This is a genomic window from Novosphingobium terrae, from assembly GCF_017163935.1.
Lineage (GTDB): Bacteria > Pseudomonadota > Alphaproteobacteria > Sphingomonadales > Sphingomonadaceae > Novosphingobium > Novosphingobium terrae.
The window spans coordinates 1,978,153-1,995,002 of record NZ_JABVZR010000002.1 but is presented as its reverse complement, the minus strand read 5'-3'; the positions used below and the strand labels follow the sequence as shown (position 1 = coordinate 1,995,002).

Here is a 16,850-nt window from a genome sequence, read left to right as displayed (position 1 = left end):
TGGGCTCGCACTAGCCGCAAAGCGCGTGAACGTCAATGCCTATCTATCGATAGGTTTTATTGAGCCTCTGACACCTGCCCTCACGCCGCGCGGCGACAGGGCATTGAGAGAAAGGCAGGGAAAGGCCTGCATCACGATTCCGTCGGAAACGGGAGGGGGCGGAACCGGTCAGTGCCGAGGGCAAGCGAACATCAGGCTCGCCAAAGCCCCTTCAGCAGATATGGACCGGAGTCTCATGGATCGAGACATCGATGGGGCAAGACGCCACCACATCCCCATCGGCCTGCACGGGCAACGGATCGTCCGATTGCAGCGACAGCTGCGTGCAGGAGAAAGCAATCACGTTCTTGTCGCGCACCACATCCGCGCCGCCCAGCATGCGCCAATAAAAGCGGAGGAATTCGCGCCGACTCGCCCGCCGGAGCGCAACGACATGCAGCTTGCCATCATCGCCCTTGGCCTGAGGCGCAAAGCTCCAGGGACCGGCATAGTACCGCCCCTTCGCAATATAGACCGCCTCACAATCCCATGAGCGACCATTGGCGCGAAGGGTGATGCGGTGCCTTGGCCACTTGCGCAGAAGGCGCGCGATGGCGGCGACATAGGCAAACCGCCCGATCTGCTGCTTGAGCAGGGACGATGCCACAGCGGCAACCGCCAGACTGTCCGGCCCCACGCTGGCGCAGGCGAAAAACAGATTGTCACCCGCCTGGACCGGACTGTGCCGGCGTGTCGGGCCATCGACCAGCGCCTGCGCAAGGCGCGCCGGGCGCCGGCCAAGCTTGCCTTCCCGCGCCAGCAGATTGGCCGTCCCGGCCGGATAGATGGCGACCGGAATCTGCCGGTTGGCGCGCACCACAGCTTCCGCGACATGCCGCACCGTGCCGTCGCCCCCGGCGATGCAGATATGGGTCGCAGCCGGATCGATGACCGGGGGCGTATCCACGCTCGGCGTGAGATGGACACGGGCGCCAGCCTCGCGAAAGGCCTGCAGCAGGCGGGTGATGGTCGCGTCGCTGTAGCTTCCGGCCTGCGGATTGTAGAAAAGCTGGACGGTTTTATGGATACTCATAATCTGGTCCATCGGATCTCAGCGGTGATCCGTCATACGTCATCAAATTGGCTCACCAGCTTGGCCGGCCCCTCGATCCTCACCATTCCGGGTGACGCCGAGCGGGCAGGGTCCCTGCCGACGCCAACGGGGCGCTCGGCAGGAGTCATCAGCCAAAAGGCGGTCAGTTAAAGGGGAGCGCCATCCCCTGATCCCCCCAATAGGAGGTTGGAGCGGCGTTTATCGCGATCCCATTTGGCTGGCAAGGGCGAAGACTGAGCGCTGATCGCCTCGATCCCGAAGGCACGCAGCAGGCCGATTGCTCCTGCAAGGCGCGCCGATGCTGGCGCATGCCCTCACCCCCGCCGCAAGGTGATGCGCGTGAGTTCCGAGCTTTTGCCCAGCCTCAGGGCAAAGCCCGGCCAGATGCCTGTTCCATTGTTGACGTAGAGGGTCATGCCATCCACGGCATAAGCACCCGACACGAAGCCGCCATTGGCCCGCGCAACCAGCCGGTCGAGCCCCAGAATCATGCCGCCATGCGTATGACCTGACAGCTGGAGCGCAACACCGCTGGCCGCCGCCTGCCGCGCCCGCCCCGGCTCGTGATCGAGCAGAATGACCGGCGCATCTGCTGGCGCCCCGGCCAGCGCCTTGCCCAGATCCGGCAGCGGCCGGTCTGCCATGCGTGCCGATCGATCGGTGAGCCCGGCCAGCACCAGCTGCCGCTCTCCGCGCACGATCACCGTATGGGCGTTGGCCAGAAGGCCCATGCCGAGCGAGGCGAAATGCGCCATCCACGCGTCATAGCCGGAAAGATATTCGTGGTTCCCCGGGCTCAGCCACACGCCATCGCGCGCGGAGAGATCGCGCAGCGGCGCGACTCCGGCATGCCTGCTGGCAACGCTCCCGTCGATCACATCGCCCGTCACCACGATCAGCTCGGCACCCAGACGGTTGGTGGCCGCGACCACGGCGCGGGTCCAGCTGGCGGGAAACAGGCGGCTGATGTGCAGATCGGTGAGCTGCACCAGCCGGTAACCCTCAAAGGCGTCGGGCAGGTCGGGGATGGCCACCGTCACCTCCCGCAGGCGCGGCACACGCGCGGCTTGCCAGACGCCAACTGCTGCCAACCCGAAAGCCGCCATCCCGATCGCATAGCGCGCCGTGATCCAGAGCGACCCGCCACCGATCCCGGCCAGCATGGCGATCAGCGCCGCCAGATCGAGCGCGATCTGGAACACCATCAGCAGGACAAGCCCGCCGAAGAGCCAGTTGAACAGCATCACCACAACCCGCGGAAACTCGGGATTGAAGCGGGAACCGGATGAAAGACGGCTCAGATCATGAAACCGCGAGGCGATCAGCAGAACCAGCGCCACCGCAATCCTGAGGCCCAGCGGCCAGGGCAGCGGCATCAGGCTGCGCATCACGACATAAAGCCAGGGCAGGGCAAAAATCATGGTCATCATCACGCGAAACTCATCCTCCTGCGCCCGGCCTCTAGCCGAACGTCACGCCCGTCATGGCTTGCGATGCGCTCCACAGTTGCGCGGCGACAGCGGTATCCAGCGCCTGCGGCCTGATCTTGCCCCGCCCGGGCAGCCCCTTGAACTCCTGCCAGCCTTGCGGGCCAAAATAGGCGCCGCCTTTGACACCCGGTATGGTGGCCGCCATCAGCTGTGGCAACGCGCCCTGCGCCGCCGAATGCCCGACCAGCTTGACCGCCAGATTGCTGACCGCCGTCAGCAGGCGCCCGCCCTCCCCGGTTCCATTGGCGATCAGATCGGTGCTGGCGATGCCGGGGTGTGCCGCCACGCTGGTCAGGCCCCAGCCCTGCGCCTTGCTGCGCCGGTCCAGCTCCAGCGCGAACATCAGCATGGCCAGCTTGGACTGTCCGTAGACCGGAAAAGCCTGATAGCCGCGCTCGGCGTTGAGATCGTCGAGCCGGATTTTCGCCCGGCGATGCGCAATGCTGGAAAGCTGCACCACCCGCGCCTGCCCGGCACTGAGCAAAGGCAACAGGCGCCCTGTCAGCGCGAAATGCGCAAGATAATTGGTGCCCAGCTGCAGCTCGAACCCGTCGGGCGTAACACGGCGACGCGGCGGCGCCATCACACCGGCATTGTTGACCAGAATGTCGATGGGGCGCCCAGTCGCCACATGCTGCCCGGCGAAAGCCTCGACCGAGGCAAGGCTGGCCAGATCGAGAATCTCGAAACGGACCCGAGCGCCGGGATGGCGCTGACGGATCAGCGTTTCAGCGGCGCGACCCTTGTCCGGATTGCGCGCGGCAAGGATCACCTCGGCGCCCGCACCGGCCAGCGCCAGCGCTGTTTCCAGCCCCAGTCCGCCAGTCGCGCCGGTCACCATCGCCAGCCTGCCGGACTGGTCGGGGATATCATGGATGGTCCAGCTCGCCATATTTGCTATCCTTTGCCTTGATCCATCGCCAAGGGGCACTGATTGCAATATTATGCACTCAGTGTATATTTACAAGCAGTGCAAGAAAACAAAACCTCGATCCCCACCGGCCTGCGCGGGCGCAAGCGCGCCGAAACCCATGCCCGCATCCAGACCGAAGCCATGCGCCTGTTCCTGGAACGCGGCTTCGAAGCCACGACGCTGGACGAGATCGCCCAGGCAGCAGACGTCTCACGCCGCAGCCTGTTCCATTATTTCGCCTCCAAGGAAGAGATCGTCTTCTCGACCAAGGCCGATTTCCCCGCGCTGATCGAAGAGGCCATCGGGCGACGGCCTGCCGATGAACCCCTGCTGGATATGGTGGAAAACGCCCTGTTCGACATGGCGGCGCGCTATCAATGGGCGCAGGCGCGCGATTTTGCGCGGCTCATCCACACCACACCCGCGCTCAGCGCCGGGGATCAGGCGAAGTATGAGAAGGTGGAACGCGTGCTGGCCAAGGCACTGGCCGACCGCAAGGGCCTGCCCGAACCCGACATCGCCTGCCGCGTGACAGCCGCCACCGCGATCGGCATCCTCAAGCTGGCGACAGACGCATGGCTGGCCAGCGATGACACCGGGCCGGATGTGTTCGGCCGGGCCGCTTTTGCCGCCTTGCGGCGCGTGGTGGGCTGACCTTCCGGGTCAGGCGCCGATTGTCGCCCAACTGGCTGCCGCCCGCATGATCACCGGCGGGTTTTGCGGCGCTGACGCGATCGTTCGATCACCATCACCGCGCCGGAGATCGTCAGGAACAGCCCGCCCAAACCTCCGGCCAGATCCAGCCAGCGCCCGGTCAGGCCGAAGGCATCGCCCCGGTGGAGCTTCTTGAGATATTGATGCCCCTCCCAACCGGTCGGGAAGCCGACATCGGGATAGCCGGGCTCAGTCATCGACATACGCGCGCCGGTCCTTGTGTTGAACACCAGCTGGCTGGTGGCCTCATCGGCGGCGATGATCACGCCCTGAGCATAGCCGGCAAAGTAACGCAGCCGCAGCACACGGATGCCCATGCCGGGATATTGCGCATGGAAGGCGGCAAGCGTGGCATCGGTCATGGCCGGCAGCTCCGCATCACGCATCGGCTTGCTGAAATCGCCGAAGAAAGCCGGAGGTGGCGGCGGCATGTGCCCGGGCGCATTCGCTGCGGGCGCGGGAGGAGAACTGGCCATCATCCTCACCGCAATCGCCACATTGTCGACCGACAGGGCAAAGCCCGTCACCGCCAGCCATGCCAGCGGCAGGGCGGCAACAATGGCCACCCAGCGGTGCAGATCCCGCCACTGGCGCCCCACGCTCCAGAAAGGCTGATTGCGCTTCATCCGCCGACGGGCCGCGTAAAGGCGAACATATTGCAGCAGCCCGGTCAGCACCAACCCTGCCAGAGCCATGCCGGCAAGCCCGCTGATCGCCGCAAACTGGAAGGGCAGGAAACGGAACGCGTGGAAATATTTGAAGGTGGCGCGCTCGGCGCCGGTCTCGCCAACCGGTTGGGGCGGCGGCAGGGCCGAGGACGGCAGGCGTGCCCCGCTCGCCAAGTCGAAGATCAGTTGGTGGTCACCCATCGCCACATGGCCGGCCAGCCTGCCGTTCATGCCGCGCAGTTCCACCAGCTTCAGCGGTTCGCCCGGCAGAGCGGCACGCCCCAGCGCCGCCGCCCGCTCGATCTGCCCGGCATAATCGGTGTCGGCAGGCAAGGCAGGTGCGACATAGTCGGGCACCGAGACCACCACATAATTGGGCGTGCCGTTGATATGCTGGCGCTGCAATTGCAGGTTCATATCGCTGGGCGGGGCATGGCGGACCAGCGCCTGCACGTCCCAGGCTTCGATGCCAAGGCCGGTGGCGATGACATAGATGAGCAAGGGCAGGAGGATGGTGGCGATCAGCCGGTGCCAGCGTAGCATGAACTCTCCCGAGGCGCGCCGTCAGGTCACAGGCCCCGGCGCTTGTCCTGCGGACTTATAGCCACCTGCGGGCCCGGGAGAATTTGATAGTCCGGGAGCTGACTTATCCATTCCATCAATCGGGCGCAGGCGCCGCCGGTGACAAGGGCCTTCCTTCCGCGTCCTTGAGCGCCCGGCCCCTGCCGGGCGGGCGCGGCGCGCGAAGGACGGTCGCCAGAAGCTCTGGATCATCACGGGCAGCACCAGCAGATTGGCCAGCGTGCCCGTAACCAGCCCGCCCAGCACCACCAGAGCCATCGGCCCCAGAATCTCGCAACCCGGGCGGCCGGCGTCGAAACCCAGCGGCATCAGCGCCAAAGCGGCCAGCAGCGCCGTCATCAGGATCGGCGTCAGGCGCAGACGGGTGGCGCGGATCACGGTGGAAGGGGTAAATTCGGCCTGCTCGTCCAGCACCAGATGTTCCAGCCGGTCGCACAGCAGAATGGCGCCGCGCATCGAGAGGCCGAACAGGCTGACAAAGCCGATGATCGCCCCCACGGACAGCACTCCGCCCAGAAACAGCGCAACCGAGGCCGCCGCCCCGGCGAAGGAGAGCGCGCTGGCCGCAAGGATGATCGCCGCCGTGCGCCCGTCGAAGGCCACCGACAGCAGGCCGATGACGGCAAAGGCCGCCAGCGCATAGCTGATCAGCAGATCGCGCCTTGCCTCGCGCACGGCTCGCGCAGTGCCGCCAAACTCCAGGAAAGCGCCTTTCGGCAGTGCCACATGGGCCGCGATGGTCTGCCGCGCCTGAGCCTCAAACGCGATCGGATCGCGCGGGTGAAGCGCGATCACTTGCCGCCTCAGCCCGCCATCATGCGCGATCACCGTGCGGTCGTCGGTGAGATAGACATTGGCCACGCTCTTGAGCGGCACGGAAATGCCCGAGGTGGAACGCAGCAGCAGCTCACCGATGCCCTCCGGGTCGCGCCGCAACCGGTCCTGAGCGCTGACCGCGACATCGATCACCCGCCCATGGTCGAAAATCTGCGAGACGCGCTGCCCGGCAAAGGCCGCCTGCACCGTCTCCATCACATCCGAGGCCGAAAGCCCGTAAAGGGCCAACCGGGGGAAGTTCAGATCGACCCGGATCGCGGGGGCCTGCAGCGTGTTTTCCACCTGCACATCGCCAGCGCCGGGCATGGGTTTCAAGGCACCGGCGATCTGTCCCGCCGCCCGGTCCAGCGCATCCAGATCCTGACCGTACAGGCTGATCTCCAGCGGCGCGGCGGCGGCGCTGCCAGCCTCCACCGCATCGAAGCGCGAGGAAACGCTGGCCGCAAAACCCGGATTGAGCCGCAACAGATCGCGCACCTTGCGGGCGATCGCCTCCTGCGCGGGGGTGCCCAGATCGGAGGCGAGATCAAGATCGAAGACCGCATGTTCAGGCCCCCAGCCGGTGGTGCCGGTCGCATCGCGCCCGATGGTCTCGCTGACCGTGCGGACCCCGGCGATATGCTGAAAATCGGCGCTCTCCCGCAGCCCGATCTCATTCATCGTGGCCAGAGCGGTGGCGGGCGGGCCCTTGATTTCGGCCACCAGATGATCGTCATGCAAAGAGGGCAGCAGTTCGGACCGGTCAAAGGCCAGAGCGGCAAAGGTCAGCACGACCAGCACGCCCGCCACGCCCAGCAGCGCCACGGGCCGCGCGCAGACCCGACCCAGCATCCGCCCATGAGCATTCTTGAAGCGCGTGAGCGCCGCAGGATCGGGCAAGGGCGCCTGATGCGTATGAAACAGCATGCAGAGCGCGGGCGTCACCACCGTGGCCACCACGAAGGAGGCCAGCGAGGCCGCGATCACCACAATGGCCATCGGCGTCAGCAGCGCGCCTTGCAGCCCGTGCAGCGCCAGCACCGGGGCCAGCGCCACGATGATCGCGAAAATCGCATAGGTGACGGGATCGCGCACCTCCAGCGTGGCGGCCAGAATGATATCGCGGTCCCTGCCCTCCACCTCGTGATGCCCGGCATCGCGCAGCCGCTCCGACACATTGTCGACCCCGATGATCACATCGTCGAAGACCAGCCCGAGGCTCAGGATCAGCCCGCCAAGGCTCATGGCGTTCAGACTGCCGCCACAGGCTTTCAGCACCATGACCGCCGCGATCAACGGCAGCGGAATGCTGCCCAGCGCGGCCAGAACCGCGCGCGGCTCACGCAGGAACAGCGCCAGCACCACCACGATCAGCACCGTGCCGATGGCCAGATCGCGCCCCAGATCATGCAGCGCCAGCACCGCGAAACCGGCGGGCCGGTCCAGCGTCTGAAAGCGCGCGCCCTGCGCCTCCAGCGCCGGTTTCAGCTCGGCCAGAGCCTCTTCCACGGCATGGGTGGTCTCAACCAGATTGGCGCCATATTGCCGGTTGACGGTCAGGATCACGCCCGGCTGCCCGCCGATCATGGCATCGCCGAAAGCGGGTGCGGGCGCCTCCACCACATCGGAGACATCGCCGATGCGCACCGGCGCGCTGCCCGGCACCTGAATCTGCCCGGCGGCGATATCGTCAGCCGTCAGCGCCTGACCATGGGGCGCGATGGAGACGCGCTGGCTGGGCGTATCGATGAAGCCCGCGCCCGCCACGCTGGTCGAGCGGCGCACGGCGTTGAGAATGTCCAGAAAGCCCAGATCGCTGTCGGAAAGGTCAGCCGGGCGCGCCCGCACATCGATGCGCCGCGTCCGCCCGCCCAGCACCGAGACCTGCGCCACACCGGCCACCGTCTGCAGACGCGGGCGCACCGTCCATTCCACCAGATCGCGCAGCGCCATGGCATCGCCCTTCACGCCGGTAAAGCCGATCTGGATGACCTGCGCATCCTGCGCCGTCAGCGGCATCATATGCGGATCGGCAGCATTGGCGGGCATGCTGCGATCGAGCGCGGCCAGCCTTTCGCTCAGCGTCTGGCGCACGCGGTTGGGATCGGCGCCCTCGGCAAAACGGATGGTGATCATCGAAAGGCCCTGCAGCGACTGCGAGCGCACCTGCCCCACCCCCGCCGTGCCGATGAGCGCGCTTTCGATGGGGCGCGTGATCAGTTCCTCCACCTGACTGGCCGTCAGCCCCGGCGCCTCGGTCTGGATCGTGGTGAGGGCCGGGGCGATGTTGGGCGTCAGATCCAGATGGATATCGCGCACATAGAACAAGCCCAGAGCCACGAACCACAGACAGGCCCAGCTGACCAGCACCGGCCGCGCCAGAGACCAGCGGATGATGCGCTCCATCATGGCTGGCGTGCGCCTCCGCCCGATCCTTGCAGATTTCCGTTCGCGCTTTGCTCGGCGGCGAAGAGCCCGGCGACGCCGCGCACCACCACCTCATCGCCGGGCGCAAAGCCGCTGGCGACGAAAAAGCCTTTCTCCTCGGGCACCGGATTGGGCACCAGCCGCCGCTCGAAACCGCCGCTGCTGCGCACATAGGCCCAGGCCGCGCCGCGAAAGCGGATCAGCGCATCGCGCGGCAGGATCACCCCGTTTTGCAGGCTGGCACTTTCGATATGCGCACTTTGCGTCAGCCCCACCGAAAGCAGGATCGCCGAAGGGCCGGTGACCTCCACGATCAGGCCGGAGGATTGCAGGCGCGGTTCCGCCACACGCGCCGGGCCGATCACAACCCCGCGCACGGAAGCTGCGCCGATATCGATCTTGACGCTGCGCGCGCCCGCCTGCCCGTCATTGTTATGCGTGTCGACATGGACCAGCGCCGCCGCGCCATGGGCCAGCGCCATCACCAGCCTATCGCGCTGGGCATCGCTCATATGGGCAATGCCGGGGCCCCATTCCAGCCCGAGCCGCTGGCGCAAAAAGGCCAGTTTCAGCGTATCGGCGCGCGCCAGAGCGGTGGCGGTCTGGCTGTCCTTGGTCGAAACGCCGCCGCCTGCCGCATGCAGCGCATTGGCGCGCAGGGCTTCGGCATGGGAGGCCATGCTGGCGGCCTCCGCCGTGCGCAGATCGGAGACGAGCTGGGCCAGCGGACCGGGATCAAGCACCTTGGCGAAAGCGTCGATCTCCCCGGCACGGCGGGTGGCCGCAAGGCGCTGGGTGGCAAGGCCCAGATGCTGCTGCACCTCTGGCCGCAGGCGGATGGTCGCGGCGGGCAGCGGCTGCGTGGCGGCAAGGCCCATCGCCAGAGCGAGGGCGATCCTGCGTTTCATGGGTTTGATCCCTCCCCGGTGTGTCCGTCCCAGCCGCCCCCCAGCGCCTGAAACAGGGCAATCGTATCGACATAGCGCGCGCTGTCGGCCTGGATGAGCGCCAGTTGTGCCTGGCTGGCGGCCGATTGCGCGGCCAGCGCGGGCAAGGCGCCGACCTCGCCATGGGCCAGACTTGTCTGCGCCAGACGCGAGGATCGCTCGGCAGCCTGAGCGGCTTTGCTGGCATGGTCCAGCGCATCGGCATCCTGAACGATGGCCTGAAGCACATCCGCCGTGTTCTGCAGCGCCAGCAGCACCACGCCGCGATATTGCGCCTGTGCCTGTCTCAACGCCGCCTGCGCCGCCTTTTGCTGATGGCGCAGCCCCCCTGCATCGAAGACGGTCTCGCCCACCGCCCCGCCCACCGACCAGAAGGCATTGTCACTGGAGAACAGCGTGCCGACCACCGTGCTGATCCCCCCAAGCGATGCGGTGAGGTTGAAGCTGGGCAGCCGCGCCGCCGTCGCCACCCCGACCTGCGCCGAGGCGACATGCAGATTGGCCTGCGCCATCATCACATCAGGCCGATGGCCGACCAGTTGCCCGGGCACAGTCACCGGCAGGCGCGGCGGCAGGCGCAGATCGGCGAGCGAAAGGTCCAGCGCAGGCTGGTCGGCGCTTTCCCGCCCGACATAGACCGCCAGCAGATCCTTCATCTGGGCCAATTGCTTGCGCAGCGGCGGGAGGCTCTGTTCCGCGCTTTCCAGAGCATTCTCTGCCGCCGCCACCTCATTGGTGGAAAGCTCGCCCAGCTTTTGCATCTGGCGGGTGGTTTCCAGCGCGTGGCGCAGCGTGGTGACATTGGCCTGAGCCGCGCTCAGTTGGGAATTCAGGCTGGCGATCTGCAACACCGCGCCCGCCACATTGGAGGTCAGCGCCAGATATGTCGCCTGAAGCTGGTAACGCTGCGCCTCGGCCTGAGCGCCCAGCGCCTCGATCTGGCGCCGCCGCCCGCCGAACACATCCAGCACGTAAGAAATGTTGAACTGCCCGGCATAGAGCGAATAGCTCTGATCATTCGAACTGAGCGGCGAGGCCAAGGTGTAGGAATCCTTGGAGCGCGAGGCCCCCGCCGCCACCTGCACCGTGGGATAGCGCGAGGCCCGCCCGGACAGCCAGACCTCGCGTGCCTGATCCAGCGCGGCCTTGGCCACGGCCAGATCGGCATTGCGGGTGAGCGCCTCCTGCTCCAGCGCATCGAGTTGGGGCGAGCCGAACAGGTGCCACCATTGCCTGTCCACCATGCCACCGATCTCGAAGGACTGGCCCCCCGCGGCAAGCTGTTGCGGCAGATCCGCTGGCCCATAGCCCTCGGCAACGGGCGGCGCGGGCCTATGGAAATTCGGACCCACCGTGCAGCCGCCCAGCAGCAAAGCCGAGGCCGCTGCCCCCATCCCCCAAGCGCGTCTGCGCGAAAAAACGCTCCCCATCTCCGGCGGCGTTCTAAAGGATGCGCAGCTTGCGCAGCACCAGCACCGTGGCCATCACCGTGATCACCATAAAGCCGATGCCGTACCAGAAGCCGAAGGGGTTCTGCTGCCCCGGCAAACCGCCCAGATTCATCCCGAAAATGCCGCTGAGCAAGGTGGGCGGCAGCGCCAGCGCCGTGACGATGGAGAGCAGGTAAAGGTTGCGGTTGGTCGATTCCATCAGCTTGGCCGAGGCCTGATCCTGAAGCAGGCGGCAGCGCTCCTGCACCAGATCGAGGTCATGGCCCAACGCCCCCAGCCGCTCGATGGCGTTTTGCAGGCGCTTGGCGTCTGGCCCCTGCACCCATTCAGGCAGGCGCGAAATCAGCCCGAGCAACGCATGCTGCTGGGGCACCATATGCCGCCGCAACCGCGCGGCAATGCGGCGCACGCGGCCCAGCTCCTCGCTGGCGCGGTCCGCCCCGCCATCAAGCATGCGGTCCTCCAACGCCTGCAACCGGTCGGAGAGATCGAGCATCAGATCGCCCAGCGTGTCGGTGACGTGATGCAGGAATTGCGTCACCAGCGTGAGCGGACGTTCCACCCGCAGCCCCTCGCCCAGCGAGCGACGCAGCTTGTCCACCGCCGTCTCGGGCGAGCGGCGGGCGCTGATCAGGCAGCGGTTGTCGAGATAGAGGCGCAGCACATCGAGGTGATCGGAACGCTCGGCGAATTCATGATGCAGATCGCCCACCACGCCGACCAGCCCCTCGCCCGCCGTCTCGATCCGCATATGCGCGTCCGAACCCAGCAGAATGTCCTTGGCGCCTTCGGGCAGGCGCGGGCAGGCCTGAATCCAGGCGCGTGCGGCAGCATCCGACTGGTCGAAATGCAGCCAGACCAGCGTGTCCTCGGCGGCCAGCGCATCGTCGATGGCATGGTCGGCGATGACCGCCATCTGGCCCATGCTGTCCACGCTGTAGCCGCAGACAAGGGCGGGTTGAGGCGGCGCCTCGGGCGCCTCCAGCACGGCGTCAGATGTTGTCATAGTCGCGATGCACGTCATGAGTCACAAGGCCCACGCCCGGCGGCGGCATCTGCAGCCAGTCCTTGCGCAGCAGGGTGCGGCGCGTGTCCTCATAGCCGCTCATCCAGTGTTCCTTCATCGAGGTGCCGGAGAACTCATAGTCCTTCTGGTCGCCCTCATAGGATTTCTGCTGATAGATCAGCTGGAGGATGGTCGCCTCGGGCTGGTCGGCCAGCTTGGCGATCATCGCGCGGTCCTCGGCGGTGAGCTGGTCCTCGGGGATGCGCTGCAGGGCTTCATAGGCGCGCTTTTTCCAGCGCATCAGCCGCTGATACATGTCGGTGGTGTTGCGGGTGCGCGAGGAATAGAGGATGTCCTTCTGGCGCGCCGCCACATCCTGAATGGTGCGCGGCAGGCTGCCCCGCGCGCTGAACAGATCGACCTGAAACACCAGCGAGTTCTGCCCGTCATCCTGCGCCAGCAGATGCTGAAGCGGCGTGTTGGAGACCAGACCGCCATCCCAATAGTAATCGGTGCCGATGCGCACGGCGGGGAAGCCCGGCGGCAGGGCGCCGCTGGCCATCACATGCTCGGGCTCGATGCGGGTGGTCTTGCTGTCGAAATAGACGAAATTGCCGGTGAGCATATTGACCGCGCCCACCGAAAAGCGCCGCCTGGGATCATTGAGCAGATCGAAATCGACCAGCTCAACCAGCGTCTCGCGCAAGGGTGAGGTGTCGTAATAGCTGGTGGCGCTTTCGGCGCCGGGCATGCTGAACCAAGGGCTTTGCGGGCGCATTTCGAAAAAGCCGGGCTGCCCCAGCATGATCGTGGCCCATGAGCTGGCCATGTTGCGCATCTGGCGGAACACATCGCCATCGGGCGTGTAATGCCAGACCTTGCGTTCGGTGATGCGGTCCCAGAACTTGCGCAGCGCTTCCACCCGGCGCTCGGGCGGATTGCCCGCGATCAGGGCCGAGTTGATCGCGCCAATGGAGACGCCCGAAATCCAGTCCGGCTCCACACCGACCTCATGCAGCGCCTCGAACACGCCAGCCTGATAGGCGCCCAGCGCACCGCCGCCCTGCAGCACCAGCGCGACGCGGTCACAACGCTCGGGCTTCCAGCCGCGCGCCTCGGCGTGCAGCGTGCTTGTCGGCTTATGCATCGTCAGCCCCTTTAAAAGAATTTACACCGCTTCAGCCCCTTCCGCCGAAAGGACAAGCCAAGTTGCCTTTCGATAGATCGCCAAGATGACGCATGCGTGACGCCCTGCGCTCAAGTTCATCACATAAATGTCATCGCAGAGTCATTCTGCGCAACTAACCGGTACTTGGACAGAATTTCTTCGAGTCACCTCACGGATCGGAAAAGACATGTCTCTTCAAGGTAAGGTTGCTGTTGTTACAGGCTCCACCAGCGGGATCGGGCTGGCCATTGCGAAGGCCTATGCCGGCGCGGGAGCGCATATCGTCATCAACGGCTTCGGCGATGCTGACGCCATCGAAAAGGAACGCGCTGACATCGAAACGCAATTCGGCGTCGAGGCGGTCTATTCCCCTGCCGACATGTCCAAGGGCGACCAGATCGCCAAGATGATCGCTGACGCTGAAAGCACCTTCGGCAGCGTGGACATTCTGGTCAACAATGCGGGCATCCAGTTCGTCTCGCCGGTGGAAGACTTCCCGGTCGAGAAGTGGGACCAGATCATCGCCATCAACATGAGTTCGGCCTTCCACGCCATCCGCGCCGCCCTGCCGGGGATGAAGGCGCGCAAATGGGGCCGGATCATCAACACGGCTTCGGCCCATGCGCTGGTCGCCTCACCCTTCAAATCCGCCTATGTCACCGCAAAGCATGGCATTGCCGGCCTGACCAAGACGGTGGCGCTGGAAACCGCCACGTTTGGCATCACCTGCATCGCCATCTGCCCCGGCTATGTCTGGACGCCGCTGGTGGAAAAGCAGATCCCCGAAACCATGGAAGCGCGCCATCTGACGCGTGAGCAGGTCATCAATGACGTGCTGCTCCATGCCCAGCCCACCAAGCAATTCGTCACCGTCGAAGAGGTCGCCGATCTCGCGCTGTTCCTCAGCAGCGAGGGCGCGAAGTCGATCACTGGAACCATCCTGCCCATCGACGGGGGCTGGACAGCCGAATAGGTGCAATGATGAAAGCTGCCGATATCCTCAATCTGCGCTCGACCCCGATTGCCTCGCCCAGCTTTCCCGCCGGGCCCTATCGCTTTGTCGACCGTGAATATTTCACCATCGCCTATGAAACCGATCCCGACGCGCTGCGTGCCCAGTTGCCCGAGCCGATCGAGCCCAATCCGGGCAACATCGTGGTCTATGAATGGATCAAGATGCCCGATTCCTCAGGGTTCGGCGCCTATACCGAAAGCGGCGTGGTGATCCCCGGGCGCTTCGATGGCGAGGACATCAGCTTCGTCGCCCAGATGTATCTGGACGATGAAGCTCCCATCGCCGCCGGGCGCGAAATCTGGGGCTTCCCCAAGAAATACGCCCACCCCAAAATGGAGGTGGTGAAGGACACGCTGACCGGCACGCTGGAATATGCCGGGCAACAGGTGGCCATGGGCACCATGGGCTACAAGCATGATTGCGCGCGTGACAGCATGGATCTGGCCTTTGCCTCGCTTTCGCGCACGCAGCTCAATCTGAAAGTCGTGCCCGGCGTCGACGGCAATCCGGAGATCTGCCAGCTGGTCGCGCTCAACCTCACCGACATCACGGTGAAGGGCGCGTGGAGCGGCCCGGCCCGACTGCATCTGGTGCCCCATGTCAATGCGCCGGTGGCCGATCTGCCGGTGCGCCGCATCATCGGCGCCACCCATATCATCGCCGATCTGACGCTGCCCTATGGCCGCGTGGTGCATGATTACAAGCTGGCCTCCATGCCGGGCGCCACGCTCGACGAAGAGCCGATGGTGCCCGATCTGGCCGAATAAGGCCGCATGAACCACCGCTCTGCAGGGCTGGAGCCGCCACACCGCCTCCAGTCCTGCATTCGCCTGTCATCCAATCCCGGAGGCATCCGTTCCGGGATGCGCCCCCTTGCGGAGTTTCCCATGGCAACCGTCTATGCAGATCCAAACGCTGCCGATCCCGGCGAGCCTTCCGGCCAGAAGGGCCCCAAGCTCGACAAGAAAGCCAGCCCGCTCGGCACGATCATCTTCTTCGCCCTGCTGGCGATGGGGATCGGCTATGGCATCAAGGGCCTGCTCGACGACATCAACAGCGTGCATGAAACGCTGGAACTGGGCGTCTTCGCCCTGCTGGGCCTTGCCTTGCTGATCGCGCTGGGCTTCGAATTCGTCAACGGCTTCCATGACACGGCCAATGCGGTCGCCACGGTGATCTACACCAATTCGCTGCCGCCGCTGGTGGCGGTGGTGTGGTCGGGCCTGTTCAACTTTCTGGGCGTGATCGTGTCTTCGGGCGCGGTGGCTTACGGCATCGTCACCCTGCTGCCGGTGGAGCTGATCCTGCAGGTGGGCTCGGGCGCGGGGTATGCGATGATCTTCGCGCTGCTGCTGGCCGCGATCATCTGGAATCTGGGCACCTGGGCCATGGGCATCCCCAACTCCTCCAGCCATGCGCTGATCGGCTCGATCATGGGCGTGGGTCTGGCCAACCAGCTGATGGCGCCCGCCGGGCAGGCCACCTCGGGCGTGGATTGGGGGCAGGCGCTCAATGTCTTCAAGGCCCTGCTGTTCAGCCCGCTGATGGGCTTTGTCTTTTCCGCCGCGCTGCTTTTCGTGATGAAGGCACTGGTGCGCTCCAAGAAGCTCTATGAGGAGCCCGCCGCCGATGCTCCGCCGCCGCTGTGGATCCGCGCCCTGCTGGTGCTGACCTGCACCGGCGTCTCCTTCGCCCATGGCGGCAATGATGGTCAGAAGGGCATGGGCCTGATCATGCTGATCCTGATCGGCGCGGCCCCCACCGCCTATGCACTCAACCGCACCATGCCGGATTCGGCGACGCCCGCCTTCATCCAGTCGGCCAATGATGCGCGCACCGTCTTCATCACCCATGCAGGCGCCAAGGGCCTGCCCACCATCACCATCGCCCGCGAGACCGTGGGCGCCGCCCTGCGCGACAAGCAGCTCGACAAGCCCGAGGTCTATGCCGGCCTTGCCGTGCTGTCTGACGATATCGTGCACAGCCTCAAGACCTCGGGCGCCATCGCCCATGTGCCCGCCGCCGCCACGCCCAACCTGCGCAACGACATGTATCTGACGGGTGATGCCATCCGCCTGCTGCAGAAAGGGAGTGCCAGCTTCACCGCCGAGGAAGCCCCCAAGCTGAAGGCCTATTCGGGCCATCTGGAAAAGGGCACGCGCTTTATCCCGACCTGGGTGAAGGTCTGCGTCGCCGTCGCGCTGGGCCTTGGCACGATGGTGGGCTGGAAGCGCATCGTGGTGACGGTGGGCGAGAAAATCGGCAAGACCCATCTGACCTATGCGCAGGGTGCCTCTGCCGAACTGGTCGCCGCAGGCACCATTCTGGCTGCCGAGGCCTATGGCCTGCCGGTGTCCACCACGCATATCCTGTCGAGCGGCATTGCCGGTTCGATGGCAGCAAATGGCTCGGGCCTGCAATGGTCCACCGTTCGTTCGATCGCGCTGGCATGGGTGACGACGCTGCCCGCCGCCATGGCGATTGCGGGCATTCTCTATGTGATCCTGCGTCAGGTCTTCTAAGCGAGGAAGAGATAAGGCCGGAGCGTCATACTGCCGAC

General features: G+C 65.6%; 13 protein-coding genes and 1 riboswitch. Of the genes, 4 read left to right on the top strand and 9 right to left on the bottom strand.

Features of this window, described 5'->3' with window-relative positions; all coding sequences use genetic code 11:
- Window positions 1–211: 211 nt before the first annotated feature.
- The 3 genes from HGK27_RS26730 to HGK27_RS26720 all read right to left on the bottom strand — a co-directional run bounded on the left by HGK27_RS26730 (window position 212) and on the right by HGK27_RS26720 (window position 3,475).
- Window positions 212–1,072, bottom strand: coding sequence for a diacylglycerol/lipid kinase family protein (locus HGK27_RS26730; protein WP_206243853.1), 861 nt, complete (start codon window positions 1,070–1,072; stop codon window positions 212–214).
- A gap of 132 nt (window positions 1,073–1,204) precedes the next feature.
- Window positions 1,205–1,269, bottom strand: a riboswitch (Fluoride riboswitch).
- Between the two features lie 138 nt (window positions 1,270–1,407).
- Entirely contained in the window at window positions 1,408–2,523 is a 1,116-nt protein-coding gene (locus HGK27_RS26725; protein ID WP_206243852.1) for a metallophosphoesterase, read from the bottom strand.
- A 31-nt stretch (window positions 2,524–2,554) separates the two neighbouring features.
- Window positions 2,555–3,475 (bottom strand): SDR family oxidoreductase, encoded by a 921-nt coding sequence (locus HGK27_RS26720; RefSeq protein WP_206243851.1) that lies wholly within the window; start codon window positions 3,473–3,475, stop codon window positions 2,555–2,557.
- 78 nt (window positions 3,476–3,553) lie between these two features.
- Between HGK27_RS26720 and HGK27_RS26715 the strand changes: the two genes are divergently transcribed.
- Window positions 3,554–4,150 carry a TetR/AcrR family transcriptional regulator gene (locus HGK27_RS26715; protein WP_241127515.1) on the top strand — a complete coding sequence of 199 codons (597 nt, stop codon included), beginning with the start codon at window positions 3,554–3,556 and terminating at the stop codon, window positions 4,148–4,150.
- A 50-nt stretch (window positions 4,151–4,200) separates the two neighbouring features.
- Here HGK27_RS26715 and HGK27_RS26710 read toward each other — a convergent pair whose 3' ends face one another.
- From HGK27_RS26710 to HGK27_RS26685, 6 genes are read right to left on the bottom strand one after another with little or no spacing between them, the layout of a single operon-like run.
- Window positions 4,201–5,421: a PepSY-associated TM helix domain-containing protein gene (locus HGK27_RS26710; RefSeq protein ID WP_206243850.1), complete on the bottom strand. Its 1,221-nt coding sequence runs from the start codon at window positions 5,419–5,421 to the stop codon at window positions 4,201–4,203.
- Window positions 5,422–5,442: 21 nt separating this feature from the next.
- Window positions 5,443–8,685 (bottom strand): efflux RND transporter permease subunit, encoded by a 3,243-nt coding sequence (locus HGK27_RS26705; protein ID WP_206243849.1) that lies wholly within the window; start codon window positions 8,683–8,685, stop codon window positions 5,443–5,445.
- The gene (locus HGK27_RS26700) at window positions 8,682–9,611 is read right to left on the bottom strand and encodes an efflux RND transporter periplasmic adaptor subunit (protein WP_206243848.1); all 930 of its coding nucleotides are present in this window, start codon (window positions 9,609–9,611) and stop codon (window positions 8,682–8,684) included. The genes HGK27_RS26705 and HGK27_RS26700 overlap by 4 nt, the downstream gene beginning before the upstream one ends.
- Window positions 9,608–11,044, bottom strand: coding sequence for an efflux transporter outer membrane subunit (locus HGK27_RS26695; protein ID WP_206243847.1), 1,437 nt, complete (start codon window positions 11,042–11,044; stop codon window positions 9,608–9,610). Before HGK27_RS26695 ends, HGK27_RS26700 begins: the two co-directional genes overlap by 4 nt.
- Before the next feature lie 49 nt (window positions 11,045–11,093).
- Window positions 11,094–12,107 carry a transporter gene (locus tag HGK27_RS26690; protein WP_206243846.1) on the bottom strand — a complete coding sequence of 338 codons (1,014 nt, stop codon included), beginning with the start codon at window positions 12,105–12,107 and terminating at the stop codon, window positions 11,094–11,096.
- Window positions 12,094–13,254, bottom strand: coding sequence for a patatin-like phospholipase family protein (locus HGK27_RS26685; protein WP_206243845.1), 1,161 nt, complete (start codon window positions 13,252–13,254; stop codon window positions 12,094–12,096). Before HGK27_RS26685 ends, HGK27_RS26690 begins: the two co-directional genes overlap by 14 nt.
- A gap of 208 nt (window positions 13,255–13,462) precedes the next feature.
- Between HGK27_RS26685 and HGK27_RS26680 the strand changes: the two genes are divergently transcribed.
- The 3 genes from HGK27_RS26680 (at window position 13,463) to HGK27_RS26670 (ending at window position 16,812) form a co-directional block, all read left to right on the top strand.
- Window positions 13,463–14,248: a 3-hydroxybutyrate dehydrogenase gene (locus HGK27_RS26680; protein ID WP_206243844.1), complete on the top strand. Its 786-nt coding sequence runs from the start codon at window positions 13,463–13,465 to the stop codon at window positions 14,246–14,248.
- 8 nt (window positions 14,249–14,256) lie between these two features.
- Window positions 14,257–15,057: an acetoacetate decarboxylase gene (locus HGK27_RS26675; protein ID WP_206245573.1), complete on the top strand. Its 801-nt coding sequence runs from the start codon at window positions 14,257–14,259 to the stop codon at window positions 15,055–15,057.
- Between the two features lie 120 nt (window positions 15,058–15,177).
- The gene (locus tag HGK27_RS26670) at window positions 15,178–16,812 is read left to right on the top strand and encodes an inorganic phosphate transporter (RefSeq protein WP_206243843.1); all 1,635 of its coding nucleotides are present in this window, start codon (window positions 15,178–15,180) and stop codon (window positions 16,810–16,812) included.
- The last annotated feature ends 38 nt before the right edge of the window (window positions 16,813–16,850 follow it).

Bases quoted from the DNA above. Each gene is read 5' to 3' on its own strand.
- HGK27_RS26695 (WP_206243847.1), bottom strand. From the start codon at position 11,044: ATGGGGGCAGCGGCCTCGGCTTTGCTGCTGGGCGGCTGCACGGTGGGT.
- HGK27_RS26680 (WP_206243844.1), top strand. From the start codon at position 13,463: ATGTCTCTTCAAGGTAAGGTTGCTGTTGTTACAGGCTCCACCAGCGGG.
- HGK27_RS26730 (WP_206243853.1), bottom strand. From the start codon at position 1,072: ATGAGTATCCATAAAACCGTCCAGCTTTTCTACAATCCGCAGGCCGGA.
- HGK27_RS26690 (WP_206243846.1), bottom strand. From the start codon at position 12,107: ATGACAACATCTGACGCCGTGCTGGAGGCGCCCGAGGCGCCGCCTCAA.
- HGK27_RS26705 (WP_206243849.1), bottom strand. From the start codon at position 8,685: ATGATGGAGCGCATCATCCGCTGGTCTCTGGCGCGGCCGGTGCTGGTC.
- HGK27_RS26720 (WP_206243851.1), bottom strand. From the start codon at position 3,475: ATGGCGAGCTGGACCATCCATGATATCCCCGACCAGTCCGGCAGGCTG.
- HGK27_RS26710 (WP_206243850.1), bottom strand. From the start codon at position 5,421: ATGCTACGCTGGCACCGGCTGATCGCCACCATCCTCCTGCCCTTGCTC.
- HGK27_RS26675 (WP_206245573.1), top strand. From the start codon at position 14,257: ATGAAAGCTGCCGATATCCTCAATCTGCGCTCGACCCCGATTGCCTCG.
- HGK27_RS26670 (WP_206243843.1), top strand. From the start codon at position 15,178: ATGGCAACCGTCTATGCAGATCCAAACGCTGCCGATCCCGGCGAGCCT.
- HGK27_RS26725 (WP_206243852.1), bottom strand. From the start codon at position 2,523: ATGATGACCATGATTTTTGCCCTGCCCTGGCTTTATGTCGTGATGCGC.
- HGK27_RS26685 (WP_206243845.1), bottom strand. From the start codon at position 13,254: ATGCATAAGCCGACAAGCACGCTGCACGCCGAGGCGCGCGGCTGGAAG.
- HGK27_RS26700 (WP_206243848.1), bottom strand. From the start codon at position 9,611: ATGAAACGCAGGATCGCCCTCGCTCTGGCGATGGGCCTTGCCGCCACG.